The following is a 23,050-nucleotide window of genomic DNA, read 5'->3' on the forward strand; positions in this document are numbered from 1 at the left end:
ATTTAATTAGTGTGCCGATCGATAATTTCGTACTTATACGAGGCAACCGAGAGCATGGAGGTACGCTGAGTGTGATGTCGCGACTATGCGTTCGTCCCCCCACCTGCTGGTAAGATGGCCCGCAATTCCATCCGGCACACGCCATGAGTTCCACCCCGACCAAGCCCGCCCGTTCGAAACCCGCCGCGAAGAACGCCGCCGCCCGCGCCGCGGGCAACAAGCCGAAGGCGCGCGTGCAGCAGCGCTTGACCTACGTGATCGGCGGTCTCGACCGGCTGCTGCGCCGCCACATGACCGACGCGCTCGCACCGCTTGGCATCACGCTCGCGCAATACACGGCGCTGTCGGTGCTCGAGGCGCGCGGCGCATCGTCGAACGCGCAACTGGCCGAGCGCTCGTGGATCACGCCGCAATCGGCGAATGAAGTGATGAGCGTGATGGCCGCCCGCGGCTTCGTCACGCGTGAAGCCGACCCGTCGCACGGCCGCATCATCCTGCTGACGCTGACCGACGAAGGCGCGGCGATGCTGCGTGAATGCGAAGCCGTGCTGCGCCCGCTCGAGGCCCGCATGCTGGGTGACATCTCGGCCGACGACGCCGCGCACGTGCAGCGCGCGCTCGAACTGTTCTCGCGCAACCTGCGCGGCTGACCGCTTCCCCGATTTTCACGACACGGGCCCGCCGGGCCCGCGCTCGCTTCGTCCGCGCCACCGACGGCCGCCCGACCGCGCCCTGATTTCCCCGCCGCTTTCTCCGCGTTTCGCTCCGGGTTTACACCGGCGCTCGTGCCGCTTGCAATATCAGGTAGCCTGATATTAAATGAAGTCGTCCGCAGCAGGGATGCTGCGCACCGAATCGCACTGGAAACGAACGACAGGAACAGACATGAGCAAGTACGACAACCGCTGGCAGACCGTTGAAGTGAACGTGGAGGCCGGCATCGCGTGGGTCACGCTGAATCGTCCCGAGAAGCGCAACGCAATGAGCCCGACGCTGAACCGGGAGATGCTGGAAGTCCTCGACGCGGTCGAGTTCGACGACGAGGCGAAGGTGCTGGTGCTGACCGGCGCGGGCGCCGCGTGGACGGCCGGCATGGACCTGAAGGAATACTTCCGCGAGATCGACGGCGGCTCCGACGCGCTGCAGGAAAAAGTGCGCCGCGACGCATCGGAATGGCAGTGGCGCCGCCTGCGGATGTACAACAAGCCGACGATCGCGATGGTGAACGGCTGGTGCTTCGGCGGCGGTTTCTCGCCGCTCGTCGCGTGCGACCTCGCGATCGCGGCGGACGAAGCCGTGTTCGGGCTGTCGGAAATCAACTGGGGCATTCCGCCCGGCAACCTCGTCAGCAAGGCGATGGCCGACACGGTCGGGCACCGCCGCGCGCTGCACTACATCATGACCGGCGACACGTTCACCGGCGTGGAAGCCGCCGACATGGGCCTCGTGAACAGCAGCGTGCCGCTGGCGGAACTGCGTGAAGCGACGATCGCGCTCGCCGCGCGGCTGATGGACAAGAACCCGGTCGTGCTGCGCGCGGCGAAGCACGGCTTCAAGCGTTCGCGCGAACTCACGTGGGAACAGTGCGAGGATTACCTGTATGCGAAGCTCGACCAGGCGCAGCTGCGTGACCCGGAGCGCGGCCGTGAGCAGGGTCTGAAGCAGTTCCTCGACGACAAGACGATCAAGCCGGGCCTGCAGGCATACAAGCGCTGATACAAGCGCGGACGCAGCCGCCGGCTTCCCCGCCGGCGTAATCGCAAGAGACAGGCAAGGCAGGAGACGACATGACCGACAGACGAATGCTGATCGGCGGCGAGTGGTGCAACGCTCGCGACGGCCGCACTTTCGATCGATTCAACCCCGCGACGGGCACGCTCGCGTCGCGTGCGCCGGCGGCCGGCATTGCCGACGCCGATGCGGCGATCGACGCCGCGCACCGCGCGTTTCCCGCGTGGTCGGCGCTCGCGCCGACCGAGCGGCGCCGCCGGTTGCTCAAGGCGGCCGACCTGATGGACGCGCGCATCGACGCGTTCATCGCGACCGGCGTGGCCGAAACCGGCGCGACGCCCGGCTGGATCGGCTTCAACGTGACGCTCGCGGCGAACATGCTGCGCGAGGCTGCGTCGATGACGACGCAGATCGCCGGCGACGTGATTCCGTCCGACGTACCGGGCAATCTCGCGCTCGCGATGCGCGTGCCGTGCGGCGTCGTGCTCGGCATCGCGCCGTGGAACGCGCCGGTGATCCTCGGCACGCGAGCGCTGGCGATGCCACTCGCATGCGGCAACACGGTCGTGCTGAAGGCGTCCGAAGCGTGCCCCGGCGTGCATGCGCTGATCGGCGCGGTACTGGACGAAGCGGGGCTCGGCGCGGGCGTGGTCAACGTGATCACGCATGCGGCGGCCGATGCACCCGAACTCGTCGAGCGGCTGATCGCGCATCCGCACGTGAAGCGGATCAACTTCACCGGGTCGACGCATGTCGGGCGCATCATCGCGCGCCACGCGGCGGCCCACCTGAAACCGGTGCTGCTCGAACTCGGCGGCAAGGCGCCGGTGCTCGTGCTCGACGATGCCGATCTCGACGCGGCCGTCGACGCGATCGCATTCGGCGCATTCTTCAACCAGGGGCAGATCTGTATGTCGACCGAGCGCGTGATCGCCGCGCGGCCGATCGCCGATGCGCTCGTCGAACGGCTCGCCGCGAAGGCCCGCACGCTGGTCGCGGGTGATCCGCTGGCCGGCCATCCGCTCGGCACGATGGTCGACGCGACGGCTGCCGCTCGCGCGGCATCGCTCGTCGAGGACGCGCGGGCGCAGGGTGCGCAGCTGCCGCTCGGGTGCCGCGTGGAAGGCGCGACGATGCAGCCGGCGATCGTCGACGGCGTGACGCGCGACATGCGCCTGTATCGCGAGGAATCGTTCGCGCCGGTCGTTGCGATCCTGCGTGCGGACAACGACGACGAAGCGGTCGCGCTCGCGAACGACAGCGAGTTCGGCTTGTCGGCGAGTGTGTTCAGCCGCGACATCGCGCGCGCGATGGCGGTCGCACGACGGATCGAATCGGGGATCTGCCACATCAACGGCCCGACCGTGCACGACGAAGCGCAGATGCCGTTCGGCGGCACGAAGGCGAGCGGCTACGGCCGCTTCGGCAGCCGCGCGTCGATCGCCGAATTCACCGAGCTGCGCTGGATCACCGTGCAGACCACGCCGCGGCATTACCCAATATGAGCGAGGCCACGATGAATGCATCGAAGCCCGCGAGCGGGCCGGCGAACGACACGGGCGCCGTGCGCTATCGTGCGGCGGCTGTCGCCGTCGGCGCGGCCGAGATTCGCCGCGCGGACGACGGCACCTGGTACCTGCGCTCCCGCGAGCCCCTCGGCGATTACCCGACACGCATCACCGACTGCCTCGTGCGGGGCGCGCAGGCGCATCCCGACCGCGTGCTGGCCGCGCGGCGCGGCGCCGACGGGAACTGGATCGAGATCACCTACGCGCAGATGCTCGAACGCGCCCGCGCGATCGGGCAGGGCCTCGTCGATCTCGGGCTGTCGGCCGAGCGTCCGCTCGCGGTGCTGTCCGGCAACGATCTCGAACACCTGCAGTTGATGTTCGCGGCGATGCTGGCCGGCGTGCCGTACTCGCCGATCTCGCCCGCGTATTCGCTGGTGTCGACCGACTACGGCAAGCTGCGTCACACGCTCGGCGTGCTGAAGCCGGGTGCGGTGTTCGTCGCCGAACGCGCGCCGTTCGCGCGTGCGCTCGACGTCACGTTGCCGGCCGATGCGGCGCTGATCGTCGCACGCGATGCCGATGTCGAAGCCGACGGAAAGGGCCGCGCGGTGCCGCTGTCGCGCCTGCTCGCCACCGTCCCGCGCACGATCGACGCGATCCACGCGGCGGTCGGCCCCGACCATCTCGCGAAGATCCTGTTCACGTCCGGCTCGACGAAGCAGCCGAAGGCCGTGCCGACCACGCACCGGATGCTATGCAGCAACCAGCAGATGCTGCGCCAGACGATGCCGGAACTCACGCGCGAACCGCCGGTGCTGGTCGACTGGCTGCCGTGGAATCACACGTTCGGCGGCAGTCACAACCTCGGCATCGCGCTGTACAACGGCGGCTCGCTGTATATCGACGACGGCCGCCCGATGCCCGGCCGCTTCGACGAAACCGTGCGCAACCTGCGCGAGATCGCGCCGACGATCTACTTCAACGTGCCGAAAGGCTGGGAAGAGCTGACCGTCGCGCTCGAACGCGATGCCGAGTTGCGCGCGACGTTCTTCTCGCGCGTGAAGCTGTATTTCTTCGGCGGCGCGGGGCTGTCGCAGGCCGCGTGGGACCGGCTCGACCGCGTGACCGAAGCGCATTGCGGCGAGCGCATCCGGATCATGGCCGGCCTCGGGATGACGGAAGCGTCGCCGTCGTGCCTGTTCACGACCGGGCCGCTGATGCGCGCCGGCTATATCGGGCTGCCCGCGCCCGGCTGCGACGCGAAGCTCGTGCCGTGCGGCGGCAAGCACGAACTGCGCTTCAAGGGGCCGAACGTGATGCGCGGCTACTGGCACGCGGATGTCGATCCGCGCGACGTGTTCGACGAAGAGGGCTATTACCGCAGCGGCGACGCGGGCGTGTTCGCCGATCCCGAGCGGCCGGAACTCGGGCTGCTCTTCGACGGGCGGCTGACCGAGGATTTCAAGCTGAGCAGCGGCACGTTCGTCAGCGTCGGGCCGTTGCGCGCGAACGCGGTGTCGACCGGCGCACCGTACGTGCAGGACGTGGTCGTCACCGGGATCAATCGCGACGACATCGGCTTGCTGGTGTTTCCGCGCGTCGATGCCTGCCGTGTGCTGGCGGGGCTTGCTGCCGATGCGTCCGTGGCCGACGTGCTGCGCGCGCCGACGGTGCGCGCGGCGTTCGCCGCATGGCTGGCCGCGCTGAACCGGAACGCGAGCGGCGGTTCGACGTTCGTCGCGCGAGTCCGGCTGATCGACACGCCGCCGTCGCTCGATCTCGGCGAAGTGACCGACAAGGGTTCGCTGAACCAGGCGGCCGTGCAGAAGCATCGCGCGGCGACGATCGACGCGCTGTACGACCCGGCGCGGCGCGATCCTGACGTGATTTACGCGTAAGCGGCAACAAACGAAGCAAACACGCACAACGACCGGCCGGCCACGATACCGGCAGGCATTGTCGCGGTCAGTTAATCAGGTTGCCTGATAAACGCGACCGTTCGGACGACACCTCGCGCGCCGCCCCGTCACTGGCCGGCGGCGGCGCGCGGCGGCCGTTGCATGGCCGACCGATTACAAGACATGGGACTGGAGACACGATGAACACCTACGTTGCGGAAAAATCCACGGTCGCGACCACGCTCGCGCTGTGTTTCGCGATCGCACTCCTCGAAGGGCTCGACCTGCAGTCGGTCGGCGTCGCCGCGCCGCGCATGGCGCGCGAATTCGGGCTGTCCGTATCGCAGATGGGCATCGCGTTCAGCGCGGGCACCTTCGGGCTGCTGCCGGGCGCGATGCTCGGCGGTCGGCTCGCCGACCGGATCGGCCGCAAGCGCGTGCTGATCGCATCGGTCGTGCTGTTCGGGCTGCTGTCGATCGCGACCGCGCAGGTATCGACGTTCGCGATGCTCGTCGTCGTGCGCGTGCTGACCGGCATCGGCCTCGGCGGCGCGATGCCGAACCTGATCGCGCTGTCGTCCGAAGCGGTCGAGCCGCGCTCGCGCAGCAGCGCGGTGGCGACGATGTACTGCGGGATCCCGTTCGGCGGCGTGATCGCGTCGGTGATCGGCGTGCTGCTCGCGGGCGACACCGAATGGCGGCACATCTTCTACGTCGGCGGCGTGGGGCCGTTGCTGCTCGTGCCGTTGCTCGTGTGGTTCCTGCCGGAATCGCGTGCGTATCTCGACGTAGCGGGCACGCAGGCCGCGCGGTCCAGCGTCGCACGCACGCTGTTCGGCGACGGCCGCACCACGTCGACGGTCGCGCTGTGGGTCAGCTACTTCTGCACGCTGATCGTCCTCTACTTCCTGCTGAACTGGCTGCCGTCGCTGATGGCCTCGCGCGGGCTCGACCGCGCGCACGTCGGCCTCGTGCAGATCGCGTTCAACGTCGGCGCGGGCCTCGGCGCGCTCGGCATCGGCGCGGCGCTCGACCGGATGCGCGCGTCGCGCGTGGTGGGCGGCATGTATGTCGGGATCGTGCTGTCGCTCGCCGCGCTCGCGGCCGCGCCCGGTTTCGCGTCGCTCGCGGCGGCCGCGTTCGCGGCGGGGATGTTCGTCGTCGGCGGGCAGTCGGTGCTGTACGCGCTCGCGGCGATCTATTACCCGACCGCGATGCGCGGTACCGGCGTCGGCGCGGCGGTGGCGGTCGGCCGGCTCGGTTCCGTCGTCGGGCCGCTCGCGGCCGCGACGCTGCTGGCCGCGGGCCGCAGCGCGCCGGTCGTGATCGGCGCGAGCATCCCCGTCACGCTCGTCGCGGCCTTCGCTGCATTCGTGCTGATTCGCCGCCCGCAAGCCGGCGACTGATGGTTCGTTTTTATCAATGCGCGCCGTCAGAGCGCGCTTACTCAAGGTCTGGAGACGCAACGCAATGAAGACGAAAACCAGGAACGGCCTGCTGGCCGCCGGCGCGTGCTGCGCACTCGCCGCGCCCGGCGCGCACGCGCAGTCGAGCGTGACGCTATACGGGATCATCGATACGGGCGTCGAATACGTGTCGCACGCGAACGCGGCAGGCGACCACGTCGTGCGGATGCCGGGCGTGACGGGCGAGCTGCCGTCGCGCTGGGGGCTGCGCGGCACCGAGGATCTCGGCGGCGGCTATCAGGCGGTGTTCACGCTCGAAAGCGGCTTCAACGTGCGCGGCGGCGATCTCGGGCAGGGCGGCCGGCTGTTCGGGCGCCAGGCGTTCGTCGGGCTGAAGAGCGGCTTCGGCACGCTTGCGTTCGGCCGCCAGTACACGATGACCTATCTCGCGCTGCAGGGCGCGGACATCATCGGCCCCGACATCTACGGGCTCGGCTCGTTCGACGCGTACGTGCCGAACGGCCGCGCCGACAACGCGGTGACCTACGTCGGCGCGTATCGCGGCGTGACGTTCGGCGCCGCGTATTCGTTCGGCCGCGACGGCGCGGGCACCGGCAACTCGCCGGGGCAGGGCACGTGCGCGGGGCAGGTGCCGGGCGACGCCGTCCAGTGTCGCAACTGGTCGGTGATGCTCAAGTACGACAGCGCGTATTTCGGTGCGGCGGCCTCGTACGAGGAACAGCGCGGCGGCACCGGCGCGGCCGCGAACTTCTTTGACGGCGTGGCGCCCGTCCCCTTCACCAGCAGCGGCGGCAAGGACGCGCGCACGCACGTGAGCGCATATGCGCAGGCGGCCGGCGCGAAGATCGGCGCGGGCTGGATCGGGCGGCGCGTGTCGACCGGTTCGCCGGCCGCGGCGGGCGCGCATTCGGACCTGTTCTTCGTCGGCGCGTCGTATGCGGTGAAGCCGGATTTCATCGTCGACGGCGAAGGCTACCGGATCGTCAACAGCGCGCACGACACGCGCGCGACGATGGCCACGCTGCGCGCGACCTATCTGCTGACCAAGCGCACGGCCGTCTATGCGCAATCGTCGTATCTGTGGAACAGCGCGCATGCGCGCTACTCGGTCAGCGGCGGCGGGCCCGGCACGACGCCCGGCGCGGGGATGGGGCAGCTCGGCGCGATGGTCGGCGTGCGGCACATGTTCTGATTCACCGGCGTGACGAACCGAACGGGAGTTATCTTGAACAGGAAATCTGCATTCCTCTGTATTGCGCCGCTGTCCGCCGCCGCCCTGCTCGCCGGTTGCGGCGGCGACGATTCGATCAGCGCCGCGCCCACGCATCTGAGCGCCGCGACACCGGCCGCGATGGCGCAGACGTGCGACGCGCTCGCCGCGAAGCTCGCGTATGCGAACACGTCGTTCACGTCGGTGACGACCGCGGCCGCGGGCGCACTCACGGTGGCGGGCAAACCAATCGCCGAGCATTGCGTGATCGAAGGGAAGATGAACGAGCGCGTGAGCACGGTCGACGGCAAGACCTATGCGATCGGCTTCGAGATGCGCTTGCCGAAGGCGTGGAACGGCCGCTTCTTCTACCAGGCGAACGGCGGGCTCGATGGCAACGTCGTGACGGCGACCGGCGAGATCGGCGGCGGCGGGCCGCTGACCGACGCACTGAACCAGGGCTTCGCGGTGATCAGCTCGGATTCCGGGCACAGCGCCGCGCAGAACCCGCTGTTCGGCCTCGATCCGCAGGCGCGCATCGACTACGGCTACGGCGCGGTCGATGCGCTGACGCCGATGGCGAAGCAGGTGATCCGGCTCGCGTACGGCAAGGCGCCCGACCGCAGCTATTTCGGCGGCTGCTCGAACGGCGGCCGTCATGCGATGGTCACGGCGGTGCGCAACCCGGCCGACTACGACGGCATCATCGCGGGCGATCCGGGCTTCCATCTGCCGAAGGCAGCGATCGGCGAGATGTATGGCGCGCAGCAGTTCGCGAAGATCGCGTCGGCCACTGGCACGAACGGGTTGCCGGATATCCGCAGCGGCTTCAACGATGCGGAGCGGCAGTTCGTCGGCGCGAAGATTCTCGAGAAATGCGATGCGCTCGACGGCGCGGCCGACGGGATGGTGCAGGACGTCGCCGCGTGCCAGGCGCACTTCAGCGTCGACGCGGACATCCCGACCTGCGCGAACGGCACGCGGACAGGATCGTGCCTGACACCCGCGCAGAAAACCGCGCTGGAGAACGTGTTCACCGGCGCACGCAACAGCGCGGGCACGGCGCTGTACGCGAGCTTTCCGTACGATCCGGGCGTGTCGGGCCCTGGCTGGGCCGCGTGGAAGCAGTCGAATTCCGTCGTGCTCGACCCGGCCGCGATGGCGTTCACGTTCATGACGCCGCCGAAGACCGCCGCGGCGCTCGCGAACCTGCCCGGTTTCGCGCTCGGCTTCGACATGGACAACGACGCGCCGGCGATCTTTGCGACGAACAGCACTTACACGCAATCGTCGTGGTCGTTCATGACGCCGCCCGACGAGACCAACCTGTCCGCGCTGAAGTCGCGCGGCGCGAAGCTGCTCGTCTATCACGGCACGGGCGACCCGGTGTTCTCGTTCAACGACACGCGCGACTGGTACGCGCAAGTCGCGCAGGCGAACGGCGGCGATGCGTCGAGCTTTGCACGCTTCTATCCGGTGCCGGGAATGAACCACTGCTCGGGCGGGCCGGCCGCCGACCAGTTCGACCTGCTGACGCCGCTCGTTGCGTGGGTCGAACAGGGGCAGGCGCCCGCGGCGGTCGTCGCCACCGCGCGCGATGCGACGAACGCGGTGCCGAATGCGGACGTGCCCGCGTCATGGGGCGCGGGGCGCACGCGGCCGCTGTGCCCGTATCCGCAGGTCGCGCGCTACAACGGCTCGGGTGACCTGAATTCGGCGGCGAGCTTCAGCTGCCGCTGACGTAGCCGTCGATGGGAGGTGACCGGCGCATGCAAGCGCGCGCCGGTCGCCTCATGTGTGCAACCGCTCACTCACTCGCCCGGTTCGACCGGCACCTCGAGCCCGACCTTCACGCGGCTCATGCTCACCAGCGTCTTGAACCGCTTCACGTTGTTGTTCGCGAAGAACAGCTCACGCGTGAGCGCGTTGTACTGATCCATGTTGCGCACGGCCAGGATCAGCACGAAATCCCACTCCCCCGTCACGTAGTAGCACTGCTGGATCTGCGGGCAGCGCTCGAAGGTGCGCTTCATCGCGTCGAGCTGGTCGATCTGCTCGCTTTCGACCTCGACGTTGACGACGATCGTCAGCGGGTGATCGACCTTGTCCGGCGCAACGACGGCCGTGTAGCGCTCGATCACGCCGTCGTCCGCGAGACGCTTCAGGCGCCGGTTCACGGCCGCGGTCGACAGGTTGACGCGCGCGCCGAGCTCGCTTTGCGGCGTCTGCGCGTCGCGCTGGATTTCCATCAGCAGCTTGCGATCGAACGCATCGAGTGGGGTGGTCATGATGGCGCGTGAAGCCTCGGAAGAATGAGAAATTTTTGCGTGGCGGCCGCCGATTTGGCGATTTTATTGACCCGCATGCGCAATATTATTTTTCGAACCGGCGGCGCGTGCAACCCGTGCGCGCCCGACCCGAACCGACTCACGGAGTGCTGCCCGCCATGCTGATCGCCAACCCCCGCGCCTCGCGCACCGCCTATCCCCACGCGCTGCGCCGCGTGATGAACATCGCATCGGCCGACGAAAGCGGCGCGTGGCTGTCGCACTGGCCGCTCGTCGGCCACGCGCGCACGCCGCTGCGCGTGCTGCCGGATCTTGCCGCGCGGCTCGGCGTCGCGAGCGTCAGCGTGAAGGACGAGTCGTGCCGCTCGCCGCTCGGCAGCTTCAAGGCGCTCGGCGCGCCGATCGCGCTGGTGCGGCTCGTGAAGCGCCTGCGACGCATGCAGGATCTCGATCCGCAAGGGATCGTCACCGGCCGCTACGCGGCGGAGCTGGCCGACCTGACGGTGATCAGCGCGACCGACGGCAATCACGGCCGCGCGCTTGCCGCCGCCGCGCGCGCGATCGGCTGCGGGTGCGTGATCGTGCTGCACGCGAACGTCGACGCCGAGCGCGAACGGGCGATCTCCGCGTACGGCGCGCGGATCGTGCGCATCGAGGGGAACTACGACGAGTCGGTTGTCTGCGCGGCGCAGCTTGCGCAGGCGAACGGCTGGTATGTCGTGTCGGATACGTCGTACGACGGCTACGAAACGATTCCGCGCGACGTGATGCAGGGCTATGGCGTGATCGCCGCCGAGGCCGCCGCGCAGGCGGCGCAGGACGACGGGCGGCCGTTCACGCACGTGCTGCTGCAGGGCGGCGTGGGCGGCCTCGCCGCGGGTGTCGCGAGTTACCTGTGGGAGCGCGACGGCGTGCAGCGGCCGCATTTCATCGTCGTCGAGCCGCGCCAGGCCGACTGCCTGTACCAGAGTGCGCTCGCGGGGCGCGCGTCCAGGGCGACCGGCAGCGTCGATTCCGTGATGGCGGGGCTCGCGTGCGGCGAGGCGTCGCCGCTTGCGTGGGATTTCCTCGAGATGTGCATCGACTACTTCATGCTGATCGACGATGAAGACGCGGTGCAGGCGATGCGCGGCCTCGCGGCCGGCAGCGACCGCGACGTGCCGCTCGTGGCCGGCGAATCGGGTGCGGCCGGCGTCGCGGGGCTCGACGTGCTGATGCGCGACCCTGCGCTCGCGCGGCAGGTGGGGCTCGATGCGCATTCGCGCGTGCTGGCGATCAATACGGAAGGCGCGACGGCGCCGTCCGTGTACCGGAACTGCGTCGGCGAGACGGCCGACGCCGTGCTCGCGCGGCAGCGCGCCTGGCTGGACCGCGCGGCAGTGGCGGCCTGAACGACATCACGACCGATCCCGATCAACCACGACTGACGAGGCCAACGCCATGGACGTAACCGAAGAAAGCACGCTGCAGGGGCAACTGAAGACCTGGCGCCGCCATCTGCACCAGCATCCGGAGACGGGGTTCGAAGAGGTGAACACGTCGGACTACGTCGCGCGCATCCTGACGGCGCTCGGGCTCGACGTGCATCGCGGGATCGGCGGCACGGGGCTCGTCGCGAACCTGACGGCCGGCACCGGCAAGCGCGCGATCGGCATCCGCGCGGACATGGACGCGCTGAACATCGCCGAGCACGCGCCGGGCCGCGAACACGCGTCGCGCACGCCCGGCAAGATGCATGCGTGCGGGCACGACGGCCACATGTCGATGGTGCTCGGCGCCGCGCGGCTGCTGGCCGAGCGCAAGGATTTTGACGGCACCGTGCGTTTCATCTTCCAGCCGGCCGAGGAGCATGGCCGCGGCGCGAAAGCGATGATGGCCGACGGGCTGTTCGAGCGCTTTCCGGTCGACGCGATCTTCGGCGCGCACAACATGCCGGGGATGCGCGCAGGCACGTTCTCGACGTGCGCGGGCGGCATCATGGCGAGCGAAGACAATTTCGTGATCCGAATCGATGGCCGCGGCACGCACGCGGCGCGCCCGCACATGGGCATCGATCCGATCGTGATCGGCGCGCAGGTCGTGCTCGCGCTGCAGACGATCGTGTCGCGCAATCTCGATCCGGGCCAGCAGGCCGTGATCTCGTGCACGGAGTTCATCACCGACGGGCTGCGCAACGTGCTGCCGTCGACGGTGACGATCAAGGGCGATACGCGCAGCTACTCGCGTGACGTGCAGGCGCTGCTGGCCACGCGGATGCGCGAGATCAGCGAAGGGATCTGCCGCACGCACGGCGCGACCTGCACGTTCGAGTACACGCGCGAGTTCGCGCCGACGGTGAATTCGCCGGAGTGGGTCGACACGGCCGTGCGGGCCGCGGCGCAGGTGGCGGGTGCGGAGAACGTGGACGCGAACGTCCAGCCGATGATGATCTCGGAAGACTTCGGTGCGTTCCTGCAGGCGGTGCCCGGCAATTTCGTCTTCATCGGCAACGGGGAGGCCGCCGGGCGCGGCGGCGTGCCGCTGCACAACGCGGGCTACGACTTCAACGACGAGATCCTGTCGATCGGCGCGCGGTATTTCGCGGAAGTGGCGCGGCAGGCGTTGCAGGTGGCATAGCGCGTCGCTGCGCGATTCGCATGCAACGTGAAACGGCTCGCGGGGCGGCGAGCCGTTTCACCGTCGCGCGATGCAAACGACACCGCCCGCAACGCATCGCGGCCATCCGCGTGCGACGTGCGTCCCGCCGCGCATGTCACGCCATCACACCAGTTCGCCGAGACACGCGTCGAACTGCGCGACGAGCCGGTCGACATCATCGGCCGTCGTCTGCGGACACACGAGCATCATGTTGTGGAACGGCGTGATCAGCACGCCGCGATTCAGCAGGTACAGGTGCACGATGTGTTCGAGCTCGCTGTCGAGCTGCGCGCCGGCGAGCGTCCCGTTGCGCGGCGGCACGGGCGCGAATTGAAACTCGGTGCGCGCGCCGATGCGCGTCACGCACCACGGCAGTTCGTGTTTCGCGATCGCCTGTTCGAGCCCCGTCGCCAATCGCGCGGCGAGTTCGAACATGTGCGCATACGCCGCGTTGGTCGCCACTTCGGCGAGCGTTGCACGCATCGCATGCATCGCGAGCATGTTCGCGGTGAGCGTCGTGCCGATCCCCGAATGGCCTGGCGGCGCATTCAGCTTCGCCTGCTTCGCGCGTTCGGCGAATTCCGCGCTGAACCCGTACACCGCGCACGGCACGCCGCCCGCGATCGGCTTGCCGACCACCAGCACGTCCGGCTCGAGATCGTGCGCGACCGCGTAGCCGCCCGGGCCGCTGCTGATCGTGTGCGTTTCGTCGATCACGAGCAGCGTGCCGTAGCGACGCGTCAGTTCGCGTGCCGCCTCCCAGAAGCCGGGATCGGGCAGCACCATCCCGATGTTCGTCATCGCGGGCTCGGCCAGCACGCAGGCGACATCGCCGCCTTGCAGCGCCGCTTCGAGCGCGGCGAGGTCGTTGAATTCGACGACGCGCGTGTTCGCGAGCAGGTCGTACGACTGCCCGAGCAGGCTGTCGCGCTGCACGGGGCGGCCATCGACGAGATCGACGAACACGTCGTCGACTGTGCCGTGATAGCAGCCGTTGAACACCACGATCGTCTTGCGGCCGGTCGCCGCGCGCGCCCAGCGCAGCACGAAGCGGTTCGCGTCGCTCGCGCTCAGCGCGAATTGCCAGACCGGCAGCCTGAAGCGGCGCGCGAGTTCGCGCGACACCCACGTGGCGTCCTCGCTCGGCAGCATCGTCGTGTAGCCGCGCGTGGCCTGCTCGACGAGTGCACGTGCGACGGGTTCGGGCGCATGGCCGAACATCGCGCCGGTGTCGCCGAGGCAGAAGTCCACGTAGCGATGGCCGTCGACGTCGGTGAACGTCGCGCCGCGTGCTTCCTTCACGTACAGCGAGAACGGCGTCGACCAGTCCTGCATCCAGTGCAACGGCACGCCGAACAGCAAGTGCTCCGACGCTTCCGCGGACAGGGCGCGGGAGATCGGCATGGCTTCGGTGAATGCACGGCGCTCGCGATCGAACAGCGCGCGGGCGCGGATGAGGTCGACTCCGTGGCGGGAAGGCAAAGGCAACTCCTGGACTGTGAAGGTCCGGAAACGATAGCGCGGGCGGTGGGGGGATGAACAGGGGCGGAATTACGGAGGCGGGTTGGTTGGGGCGCGGCGGCGTCGGGCGAGCCCGAGGGGCTGATATTTTTTCTAAAAGTTTTTGCGCATAAACCGGCGCGGGGTGCTCTCCGGCCTGTTTTATTGCATGGAATGTTGGTGGGCGCTCACATTCGCGGCATCGAATCCAGTGCAGGCGAAGCGGGCACGGGACGCGTCTGGCTGCGTCTCACGATGCCCGTTCGCCGCCGTATCGCGTTACGCCAGCGTCTTGACCATGTGGTGTTCGTCGTAGAAGCGGCCGTTGACGAACATCGAGCGCGGTTCCGTACCGAACCGCACGAACCCCTGTGATGCATACAGCCGCTCCGCGGTGGCGTTGACCTCGTTCACGCACAGCATCAGTTGCTTGCAGTTCCATTCCCGCGCCGCGTGCGCGGTCGCGCTTTCGAGCAGCGTTTGCGCGATGCCTTGCCCGCGATACGCGGGATCGACGAACACGCCCCAGATCGTCGCCTTGTGCGCGATCTTCACGCGTGCATCGCGGCGCACGCCCGTGATGCCGACGAGCGTATCGCCGTCGAACGCGCCGAACACTGCGCGTTCACGAGTCGGCGTGATGCGCGTCGCGAATTCGTCGACCGGCACCTGCGATTCTTCGTCGAGCGTCGGCAGGAAGGAGGTGGGGGCGGTGTCGACCGCACGCAGGCGAACGGTCTGGAAACGGGCGGCGTCGGCCGCATCGAGCAGGCGGGTGGTAATCGTCATCGGGGGCGTTCCGGTTGAAGGTCGTGCATGCCGGCGCGAGCCGCTGGGGCCGCGGGATGCATCGTCCTTATCGTAATAGGAATCCCGGTGTCGCGTGGCGGCGTTCGACATCGCCGCGTGATCGAATTCAGATCGCCAGATCGTCAGATCGTCAGATCGCGTCGCGCGGCCGCTTGGCATCGCCGTCGACGCAGCACGCGAGCACCTCGGCATCGGTGTCGCCGAGGCTCAGGTACACGTGCCCGACCGCGCTGTCGAAATACAGGCTGTCGCCGGCGCCGAGCCGGTATGCATGGCCGTTCTCGAAACGCAGCTCCAGCTCGCCGCTCAGCACGAACACGAACTCCTCGCCGCTGTGCCGGATGTAGTCGGCGAAGTCCGACAGCTTGCGCGCATGGATCCGCCCGCGCACGGGCACCATCCGCTTGCCGGTGAGGTCGTTCGCGAGCATCCCGTACGCATAGTTCGGCGTGTCGTACACCATCTGCTGGCCGGCCGGCGTGAACGACGGGGTCATCGCGCCGGCCGGCGCGGGGCGGCCGAACATCGTGTCGAAGTCGAGCGCGAGCGCATGCGTGAGCGCCGCGAACTTGTCGTAGGTGAGCGCGATGTCGCCGCGCTCGGCCTTCGAAATCGTCGACACCGCGATACCGGAGCGCTCGGACAGTTGCGCGAGCGTCAGGCCGCGCGATTTGCGCGCGTCGCGCAGCCGCGCGCCGACCGTCTGGTGGTCGAGTTGCGGCGCGGCGTCGGTGGGCGGCGGAACGGGGACGGTGGATTTGGGCATGCGGATACGGGGCGCGACGGACGCGGCGTGAATACGGGTTTTGTCGTATACGAGAATAAATTTTCTCGTATATGATAATTTTCGTCGAAATCGCCGACGGTGGGCGTGACGGCCACTCTAGCATCGGACGGCGCGAAACTCGCGGGGCCGGTGCGGCCGGCGTGAACGACACGTGTGCGTATCGGCGCAACTCGCCCGTGCGGCGGTTGCACGACGATTCCGCACACGGCAGCGGCTTTCCCAGCCATTTGTTTTCCCGGCCGGTCGCGGCCGGCCCCGCGAAGGTGCAAACCCTCATGTCCAGTGAAATCAAACGTCTGCAGACCGGCGCACGCATGAGCCAGGTCGTGATCGCGAACGGCTTCGTCCACCTGGCCGGCCAGGTGCCCGATACGGCCGGCGCGCCGATCGCCGTGCAGGCGACCGAAATCCTCACGCGCATCGATGCGTTGCTCGCATCGGCCGGCGTCGACAAGACGCGCGTGCTGACGGCCAACGTGTGGCTCAGCGACGCCGCGCACTTCGATGCGTTCAATGCGGTGTGGGACGCATGGGTGCCGGCCGGCCACGCGCCGACCCGCGCGTGCGTGCAGGCATTGCTGATGAAGCCCGGTCTCGACGTCGAGATCGCCGTGACCGCGCTCGCCTGACGCCGGCGCCGCCCGCCCCGAGGAATTCCCGATGACATTCGACACGCTCGTCCTGGGCGGCGGCATGATCGGCGTATCCGTCGCCGTTCATCTGCAACAGCGCGGCCTGTCGGTCGCGCTCGTCGACCGCAAGGCGCCCGGCAACGAGACGTCGCTCGGCAACGCCGGGCTGATCCAGCGCGAAGGCGTGTATCCGTATGCGTTTCCGCGCGGCTTCGGCACGCTGCTGAAATACGCGCGCAACCGCTCGCCCGACGTCCGCTATCACGTCGGCGCGCTGCCGAAACTGATTCCGTTCCTGTACCGCTACTGGCGCAACTCGCATCCGGCGCGCCATGTCGAGATCGCGCGCGCGTATGCGCCGCTGATCGAACACTGCGTGACCGAGCATCGCGCGCTGATCGACGCGGCCGGCGCGGGCGCATTGCTGCGCGAAGGCGGCTGGCTGAAGGTGTTCCGCACGGCCGCGACGCGCGATGCCGAAACGCGCGACGCCGAGCGCTGGCGCGCCGAATTCGGCGTGACCTTCGACGCGCTCGATGCGGCCGCGCTGCGCGACGCCGAGCCGAACCTGAGCCGCGCGCTAGTCGGCGCGCTGCGCTACACGGGCTCCGATTCGATCAGCGATCCGAATGCACTCGTGACCGCGTATGCGCGCCGCTTCGAGCAACTCGGCGGCCGCATCCTGACCGGCGATGCGCTGACGCTGTCCGCCGCGAACGGCTGGCGCGTCGACACCGCGCAAGGCCCGGTCGACGCGCGCGCGGCGGTCGTCGCGCTCGGGCCGTGGTCGGACCTGCTGTGCGAACGGCTCGGCTACACGCTGCCGTTCGCGGTCAAGCGCGGCTATCACATGCACTATGCGGCGCAGCCGGGCGCGCGGCTGAACGGGCCCGTGCTCGATGCCGACAGCGGCTTCCTGATCACGCCGATGACGCGCGGCATCCGCCTGACGACCGGTGTCGAGCTCGGGCTTTGCGATACGCCGCCGACGCCCACCCAGCTCGATGCCGTCGAACCGGTCGCGCGCGAGCTGTTTCCGCTCGGCGCACGCGTCGACGGCACGCCGTGGCTCGGCCGCCGGCCGTGCACGCCCGACATGCTGCCCGTCATTGGCGCGGCGCCGCGCCACCGCGATCTGTGGTTCGCGTTCGGGCATGCGCATCACGGCTTCACGCTCGGCCCCGTGACCGGCCGGCTGATCGCCGACCTGATGACCGGCACGCAGCCGTTCGTCGACCCGACGCCGTTTCGCGTCGAACGCTTTCTGCACGGCCGCTGAACCGGCGACCGTGCGCTGCAGCAGGGCGGCCGGCACACGACGCCGGCCGCTCCATCCAGCGGCCGGCCGATCCGGCTCGCCGCGACGATCAACGACTGGAGACAACATGCAACAGCACACGATGCGGCGCGAACTCGGCGCGCGCCAGATTTCGTTCATGGCCCTCGGTATGGCCATCGGCGTCGGCCTGTTCCTCGGCTCGGCGTCCGCGATCAAGGCGGCCGGGCCCGGCGCGCTCGTCGCCTACCTGATCGGCGGCGCGATGATCTTCCTGATCATGCGCGCGCTCGGCGAGATGGCCGTGCACCGGCCGGTGTCCGGCTCGTTCGGTGCGTATGCGTTCGAATACGTCGGGCCGTTCGCCGGCTACGTGGTCGGCTGGAGCTACTGGCTGTTGATGGTCGGCGTCGGCGTGGCAGAGACGACCGCCATCGGCATCTACATGGGCTTCTGGTTTCCGGATGTGCCGCAGTGGCTGTGGGTCGTGTCGGCGATCGCCGCGATCTCGGCATTCAACCTGCTCAACGTGAAGGTGTACGGCGAGCTGGAGTTCTGGTTCGCGATCGTGAAGGTCGTGACGATCGTGCTGATGATCGCGTGTGGCGCGCTGATCGTGTTCACCGGGATCGGCCATGGCGGCGAGCCCGTCGGCCTGTCGAACCTGTGGCGCCACGGCGGCGTGTTTCCGCACGGCGTGCTCGGGGTCGTGAGCGCGCTGCCGATCGTCGCCTATTCGTTCGCGGGCGTCGAGATGATCGGCCTCACGGCCGGCGAGGCGCGCGAGCCGCAGAAGATGATTCCGCGCGCGATCAACTCGGTGCTGTGGCGCATCCTGATCTTCTACGTCGGCGCGCTGTTCATCATCATGGCGCTGTACCCGTGGCACGAGCTTGGCGAGCATGGCAGCCCGTTCGTGACGACGTTCGAATCGCTCGGGCTGCGGCAGGCGGCCGGCATCGTCAACTTCGTGGTCGTGACGGCCGCGTTGTCGAGCTTCAACTGCATCGTGTTCAGCGGCGCGCGCATGCTGTCGAGCATGGCCGGCAACGGCCTCGCGCCCGCATCGTTTGCGGCGCTGAGCGCGAGCGGGTCGCCGTCGCGTGCGGTGCGGGCGACCGTGCTGTTCATGTCGGTCGGCGTGGTGCTGAACTACGTGATCCCGGCACGCGTGTTCGGCTGGCTGATGTCGTTCCTGTCGTTCGACGTGGCGGTGATCTGGGCGATGATCGTGCTGACCCACATGCGGTTCCGGCGCGCGCTGGCCGCGCGCGGCGAGACGGTGGCGTTCCGTATGCCGTATGCGTCGGTCACGTCGTGGATCTGCCTCGTGTTCGTCGCGTTCGTGTTCGTGATGCTCGGCGTCGATCCTTCGACGCGCGGGTCGCTGTATGCCGGCGCGGCGGTGATGGCGTTGATGGCGATCATCTACCGGCGTTCGCGGCACCTGCAGGCGGCTGCGCGGTCGACACGTGTCGGACTCGGCGTCGAGCGTGTGTGATGGCCGCGCGCCGGGTTGCGGCTGTGGGTGCGGGGGAGCGGTTGTGCGACGGGGCGCGCTGAAGGCGGGTGCGTCGCGCCGCGGCAGTGTCGGCGGCGCATCATGCGCGCCGCGCGGGTACGAAGAATGAGGGAGAGGTGAAGCAGGCGCGCCGTCGCGCCGAACCGGTGCCCGACGTCGAACGCACGACGATGCGCCCGATCAGGTCAGGCGCACCGCATCCGAATCAATAACGCGCGAGCTGATTGCCGTTGATCTGCACGCGATCGCCCGGACGCAGGTTGCCCGGCGACTGCACGTCGAACGAGCGCATCGTGCCGTCGCTGACCTGCACGTCGATCCGGTAGCTGCTCGGGCCTTGCGCGGCGCCCATCTGCTGGCCGATCTGGTTGCCGGCCACCGCACCGCCGAGCGCACCGATCACGGTGGCCGCGTCGCGGCCGTGACCGCGGCCGAACTGGTTGCCCACCAGGCCGCCGACCAGCGCACCGACGACGGTGCCGGCGACGCCCGACGGGCCGACCGAGCCGTTGACCGGCTGGATGTTCGTGACCGTGCCGTATTGCGTGCCGTAGCCGTTGCCGTATTGCTGCTGATTGCCGTACTGGTCGTACGGCTGCGACCCGTATTGCTGCTGGTTGCCGTACTGGTCATACGGTTGCGGCGCCTGGTTCGGATACGGCTGTTGCTGCTGCACGTAGCCCGGTTGCGAATACGCGGGCTGCGCGTAGCCGGGCGTTGCGTATTGCTGTTGCTGCGGATACCCCGGCTGCGCGCCGTAGTAACCCGGCGCGACGCAGGCGGTCAGCGGAAGCGCCGCGACGGCGACGAGCGAGGCGAACAGAACGGTCTTCGTGGAAGGCATGCGCATCATGATGATTCCTGCATCGGCAACGGGTTCGCCGACGAATGCCGGGACGGGTGGCGAACTCGGCGTGAGTATAAGGAATGGCCGAAGGCGCGTCCGGTGCGGCCGGGTAACAACGTGTAAAGTCTGTTGCCGCGTAAATCGCCGCCCCGGCGGGGCGCGGAAGCGACGCCCGGCAAGGGCGCGACGCGGCTTCCGGACGCCCGTATTCCGGCGATGCCGATGCTGCGCGGCCATCGGCTTCTTCGCCAGTTTCCCCGCGATCCCGCCCCATCGCCATCCCAGGCCCGGCGGCCGCGCGCGCCGCGCATCGCGAAATCGAATGCGCGGCATCGCGACATTTAATTGGCCTCGGGCGACGGCGTCCGATATCGTGGCCGGATTCCCTGCCAACGGTCGCGCCTGCCGGCTGCGGTGCCTTCCCCTGTCCGCGCCGGTGACGTGCCGCGACCGCCCCACATTCCGAGCCATGACCGATCGTATCTTCATCAACGCCGTCGACGCCGGCGGCCAGCCCATCCACCTCGTCGTCCGTGACGGCCGCTTTGCCGCGATCGGCGCCGATTGCGCCGCCGCGCCCGGCGCGGAAACGATCGACCTCGACGGCCGCGTCGTGCTGCCCGGCTTCGTCGACGGCCACATCCATCTCGACAAGAGCTTCGTTGGCGATCGCTGGGTGCCGCACGAACCGGTCGGCACGTTGCGCGAGCGGCTCGCGGTCGAGAAGCGCCAGCTCGCGGCCGCGCCGCCGATCGTCGAACGCGCGAATGCGCTGATCGCGCAGGCCGCCGCATTCGGCACGGTCGCGATGCGCAGCCATGTCGACGTCGATGCAACCACGGGCCTGTCGAACCTGCAGGCCGTGATGGCCGCGCGCGAGCAATGGCGCGGGATCGTCGATATCGAACTCGTCGCGTTTCCGCAGGCGGGCGTCGTATCGTGCCCCGGCACCGCCGAGATTCTCGATGCGGCCGTGCGCGAAGGCGCGGACGTGGTCGGCGGGATCGACCCGACGACGCTCGACGGCGATGCGGACGGCCAGCTCGACATCGTGTTCGGCATCGCCGAGAAGCGCGGCGCGAAGATCGACATCCACCTGCACGAGCCCGGTGAAACGGGCATCGCACGACTGCTGCGGATCGCGGCGCGCACGCGCGCGGCGGGGCTCGGCGGCCGCGTGAACGTGAGCCATGCGTATGCGCTCGGCCAGGTGAGCGATGACGACGTGCAGCGCACGGCGGCGGCATTGGCCGAAGCCGGCGTGTCGATCCTGACGAATGCGCCGGGCGACTGCGCGTTTCCGCCGGTGCAAGCGCTGCGCGACGCGGGCGTGCACGTGTTCGCGGGCAACGACAACATCCGCGACGCCTGGTGGCCGTACGGCAACGGCGACATGCTGCAGCGCGCGATGATGGTCGGCTACCGATCGGGCTTCTACACCGACGAAGCGCTCGGTATCGCGCTCGACATGACGACGCACGCCGGCGCGCGCGTGATCGGCAAGGATAACTACGGAATTGCAGTCGGCTGCGATGCGACATTCGTCGCGGTGCGTGCGCCGAATGCGGCGGCGGCCGTCGCGGGCGTGCCGGCCGAGCGCTGGGTGTTCCGTCGCGGCGAAAGCGACACCGGCGCGCCGTTCGCTCCCGCGCTGCGCTTCACGCGCTGACCGACCCGACCGGCGGCACGGCACGCGCCGCGCCCGCTTCGCATTGACCGCACTGATCGCACTGACCGACCCCACCGGAACCGACATGACGAACCTGCTGATCCGCAACGTCCGCCCGAACGCCGACGCCGCGCTCGACATCCTGATCGAAGGCGATCGCATCGCGCGCATCGGCCCGTCGCTCGACGCGCCCGCCGGCTGCGCGATCGAGGACGGCGCGGGCGCGCTCGCGCTGCCCGGCCTCGTCGAAGGCCACACGCACCTCGACAAGACGCACTGGGGGATGCCGTGGTATCGCAACCAGGTCGGGCCGCGCCTCGTCGACCGCATCGAGAACGAGCGCCACTATCGCGCGGCGAGCGGCCATGACGCCGGCGCCGCGTCGCTCGCACTGGCGCGCGCGTTCCTCGCGGCCGGCACGACGCGCATCCGCACGCACGTCGACATCGATACCGAAGCCGGGCTGCGGCATCTGCACGGCGTGCTCGCGACGCGCGAGACGCTGCGCGGGGAAGTCGAAATCCAGATCGTCGCGTTTCCGCAATCGGGCGTGCTCAAGCGGCCAGGCACCGATGCGCTGTTGTCCGACGCGCTCGCCGCCGGCGCCGATCTGCTCGGCGGGCTCGACCCGTGCGCGATCGAAGGCGATCCGGTCGAGGCGGTGGACGTGCTGTTTGCAATCGCCGAGCGCCACGGCCGCGGGCTCGACCTTCATCTGCACGAGCGCGGATCGATGGGCGCGTACTCGCTTGACCTGATCCTGCAGCGCACGGCTACGCACGGCATGCAGGGCAACGTGACGATCAGCCACGGGTTCTGTCTGGGCGATATCGCCGAACGCGAGCGCGATGCGCTGCTCGCGCGGATGGCCGAACTCGGCGTCGGGCTCGTCACGACCGCGCCGGCGGCGGTGCCCGTGCCGCCGGTGGCCGCGTGCCGTGCGGCGGGCGTGACGGTCATCGGCGGCAACGACGGCGTGCGCGATACGTGGACGCCGTACGGGTCGCCCGACATGCTCGAACGCGCGATGCTGATCGGCATGCGCAACGATTTCCGCCGCGACGATGCGCTCGAAGTCGCGCTCGACTGCGTGACGCACGGCGCGGCGCGCGGTTGCGGCTTCGACGGTTACGGGCTGCAGCCGGGCAGCCGCGCGGACGTCGTGCTCGTCGACGCGCTGACGTTCGCCGAGGCTGTGGTCGCGCGGCCGGTGCGGCGGCTCGTCGTGTCGTCGGGGAAGATCGTCGCGCGCAACGGCGCGTTGGTCTGAGGGAAGCGTGAGCACGGCGTCGCCCCGGTATGATC

General features: G+C 69.0%; 19 protein-coding genes. 14 read left to right on the forward strand and 5 right to left on the reverse strand.

The window, feature by feature from the left end; translation table 11 throughout:
- Positions 1-143 precede the first annotated feature (143 nt).
- The 7 genes from CFB82_RS18380 to CFB82_RS18410 all read left to right on the forward strand — a co-directional run bounded on the left by CFB82_RS18380 (position 144) and on the right by CFB82_RS18410 (position 9,517).
- Positions 144-650: a MarR family winged helix-turn-helix transcriptional regulator gene (locus CFB82_RS18380; protein ID WP_069252767.1), complete on the forward strand. Its 507-nt coding sequence runs from the start codon at positions 144-146 to the stop codon at positions 648-650.
- Between the two features lie 235 nt (positions 651-885).
- Complete coding sequence (locus CFB82_RS18385; RefSeq protein WP_069252766.1) at positions 886-1,716, forward strand: p-hydroxycinnamoyl CoA hydratase/lyase; 831 nt, start codon at positions 886-888, stop codon at positions 1,714-1,716.
- A 71-nt stretch (positions 1,717-1,787) separates the two neighbouring features.
- Positions 1,788-3,236, forward strand: a complete 1,449-nt coding sequence (locus CFB82_RS18390; RefSeq protein ID WP_069252765.1) for an aldehyde dehydrogenase — start codon at positions 1,788-1,790, stop codon at positions 3,234-3,236.
- A complete protein-coding gene (locus tag CFB82_RS18395; protein WP_069252764.1) occupies positions 3,233-5,140 on the forward strand; it encodes a feruloyl-CoA synthase in 1,908 nt (635 codons plus the stop codon). The genes CFB82_RS18390 and CFB82_RS18395 overlap by 4 nt, the downstream gene beginning before the upstream one ends.
- Before the next feature lie 200 nt (positions 5,141-5,340).
- Complete coding sequence (gene mhpT, locus CFB82_RS18400; protein WP_069252763.1) at positions 5,341-6,546, forward strand: 3-(3-hydroxy-phenyl)propionate transporter MhpT; 1,206 nt, start codon at positions 5,341-5,343, stop codon at positions 6,544-6,546.
- A 64-nt stretch (positions 6,547-6,610) separates the two neighbouring features.
- Positions 6,611-7,759, forward strand: a complete 1,149-nt coding sequence (locus CFB82_RS18405; protein ID WP_069252762.1) for a porin — start codon at positions 6,611-6,613, stop codon at positions 7,757-7,759.
- 33 nt (positions 7,760-7,792) lie between these two features.
- A complete protein-coding gene (locus CFB82_RS18410; protein WP_083266189.1) occupies positions 7,793-9,517 on the forward strand; it encodes a tannase/feruloyl esterase family alpha/beta hydrolase in 1,725 nt (574 codons plus the stop codon).
- A 71-nt stretch (positions 9,518-9,588) separates the two neighbouring features.
- Here CFB82_RS18410 and CFB82_RS18415 read toward each other — a convergent pair whose 3' ends face one another.
- The gene (locus tag CFB82_RS18415) at positions 9,589-10,065 is read right to left on the reverse strand and encodes an Lrp/AsnC family transcriptional regulator (RefSeq protein WP_039340400.1); all 477 of its coding nucleotides are present in this window, start codon (positions 10,063-10,065) and stop codon (positions 9,589-9,591) included.
- A 158-nt stretch (positions 10,066-10,223) separates the two neighbouring features.
- On the opposite strand from CFB82_RS18415, the gene CFB82_RS18420 reads away from it, so the two are divergent.
- Positions 10,224-11,456 (forward strand): diaminopropionate ammonia-lyase, encoded by a 1,233-nt coding sequence (locus CFB82_RS18420; protein WP_089484766.1) that lies wholly within the window; start codon positions 10,224-10,226, stop codon positions 11,454-11,456.
- 49 nt (positions 11,457-11,505) lie between these two features.
- On the forward strand, positions 11,506-12,681 hold the full coding sequence (locus tag CFB82_RS18425; protein ID WP_089484767.1) for a M20 aminoacylase family protein: 1,176 nt from the start codon (positions 11,506-11,508) through the stop codon (positions 12,679-12,681).
- A 144-nt stretch (positions 12,682-12,825) separates the two neighbouring features.
- On the opposite strand, the gene CFB82_RS18430 is transcribed toward CFB82_RS18425, so the two are convergent.
- The 3 genes from CFB82_RS18430 to CFB82_RS18440 all read right to left on the reverse strand — a co-directional run bounded on the left by CFB82_RS18430 (position 12,826) and on the right by CFB82_RS18440 (position 15,778).
- A complete protein-coding gene (locus CFB82_RS18430; RefSeq protein ID WP_089484768.1) occupies positions 12,826-14,184 on the reverse strand; it encodes an aspartate aminotransferase family protein in 1,359 nt (452 codons plus the stop codon).
- Between the two features lie 297 nt (positions 14,185-14,481).
- Entirely contained in the window at positions 14,482-14,991 is a 510-nt protein-coding gene (locus CFB82_RS18435; RefSeq protein WP_069252757.1) for a GNAT family N-acetyltransferase, read from the reverse strand.
- A 151-nt stretch (positions 14,992-15,142) separates the two neighbouring features.
- A complete protein-coding gene (locus CFB82_RS18440) occupies positions 15,143-15,778 on the reverse strand; it encodes a helix-turn-helix domain-containing protein (RefSeq protein ID WP_011353677.1) in 636 nt (211 codons plus the stop codon).
- Between the two features lie 296 nt (positions 15,779-16,074).
- Between CFB82_RS18440 and CFB82_RS18445 the strand changes: the two genes are divergently transcribed.
- The 3 genes from CFB82_RS18445 to CFB82_RS18455 all read left to right on the forward strand — a co-directional run bounded on the left by CFB82_RS18445 (position 16,075) and on the right by CFB82_RS18455 (position 19,208).
- Complete coding sequence (locus CFB82_RS18445) at positions 16,075-16,428, forward strand: RidA family protein (RefSeq protein ID WP_043186509.1); 354 nt, start codon at positions 16,075-16,077, stop codon at positions 16,426-16,428.
- A 31-nt stretch (positions 16,429-16,459) separates the two neighbouring features.
- The gene (locus CFB82_RS18450; RefSeq protein WP_089484769.1) at positions 16,460-17,710 is read left to right on the forward strand and encodes an NAD(P)/FAD-dependent oxidoreductase; all 1,251 of its coding nucleotides are present in this window, start codon (positions 16,460-16,462) and stop codon (positions 17,708-17,710) included.
- 106 nt (positions 17,711-17,816) lie between these two features.
- Positions 17,817-19,208 carry an amino acid permease gene (locus tag CFB82_RS18455; protein ID WP_069252755.1) on the forward strand — a complete coding sequence of 464 codons (1,392 nt, stop codon included), beginning with the start codon at positions 17,817-17,819 and terminating at the stop codon, positions 19,206-19,208.
- A gap of 226 nt (positions 19,209-19,434) precedes the next feature.
- Here the strand turns inward: CFB82_RS18455 and CFB82_RS18460 are convergent, their stop codons facing one another.
- Entirely contained in the window at positions 19,435-20,082 is a 648-nt protein-coding gene (locus CFB82_RS18460; RefSeq protein ID WP_069252754.1) for a glycine zipper 2TM domain-containing protein, read from the reverse strand.
- Positions 20,083-20,545: 463 nt separating this feature from the next.
- On the opposite strand from CFB82_RS18460, the gene CFB82_RS18465 reads away from it, so the two are divergent.
- Both CFB82_RS18465 and CFB82_RS18470 read left to right on the forward strand, forming a co-directional pair.
- A complete protein-coding gene (locus CFB82_RS18465) occupies positions 20,546-21,745 on the forward strand; it encodes an amidohydrolase family protein (RefSeq protein ID WP_069252753.1) in 1,200 nt (399 codons plus the stop codon).
- 85 nt (positions 21,746-21,830) lie between these two features.
- A complete protein-coding gene (locus tag CFB82_RS18470; RefSeq protein WP_089485004.1) occupies positions 21,831-23,015 on the forward strand; it encodes an amidohydrolase family protein in 1,185 nt (394 codons plus the stop codon).
- Positions 23,016-23,050: the final 35 nt, after the last annotated feature.

Origin of the sequence: Burkholderia sp. HI2714, assembly GCF_002223085.1 — a bacterium.
Classification (GTDB): Bacteria; Pseudomonadota; Gammaproteobacteria; order Burkholderiales; family Burkholderiaceae; genus Burkholderia; species Burkholderia lata_D.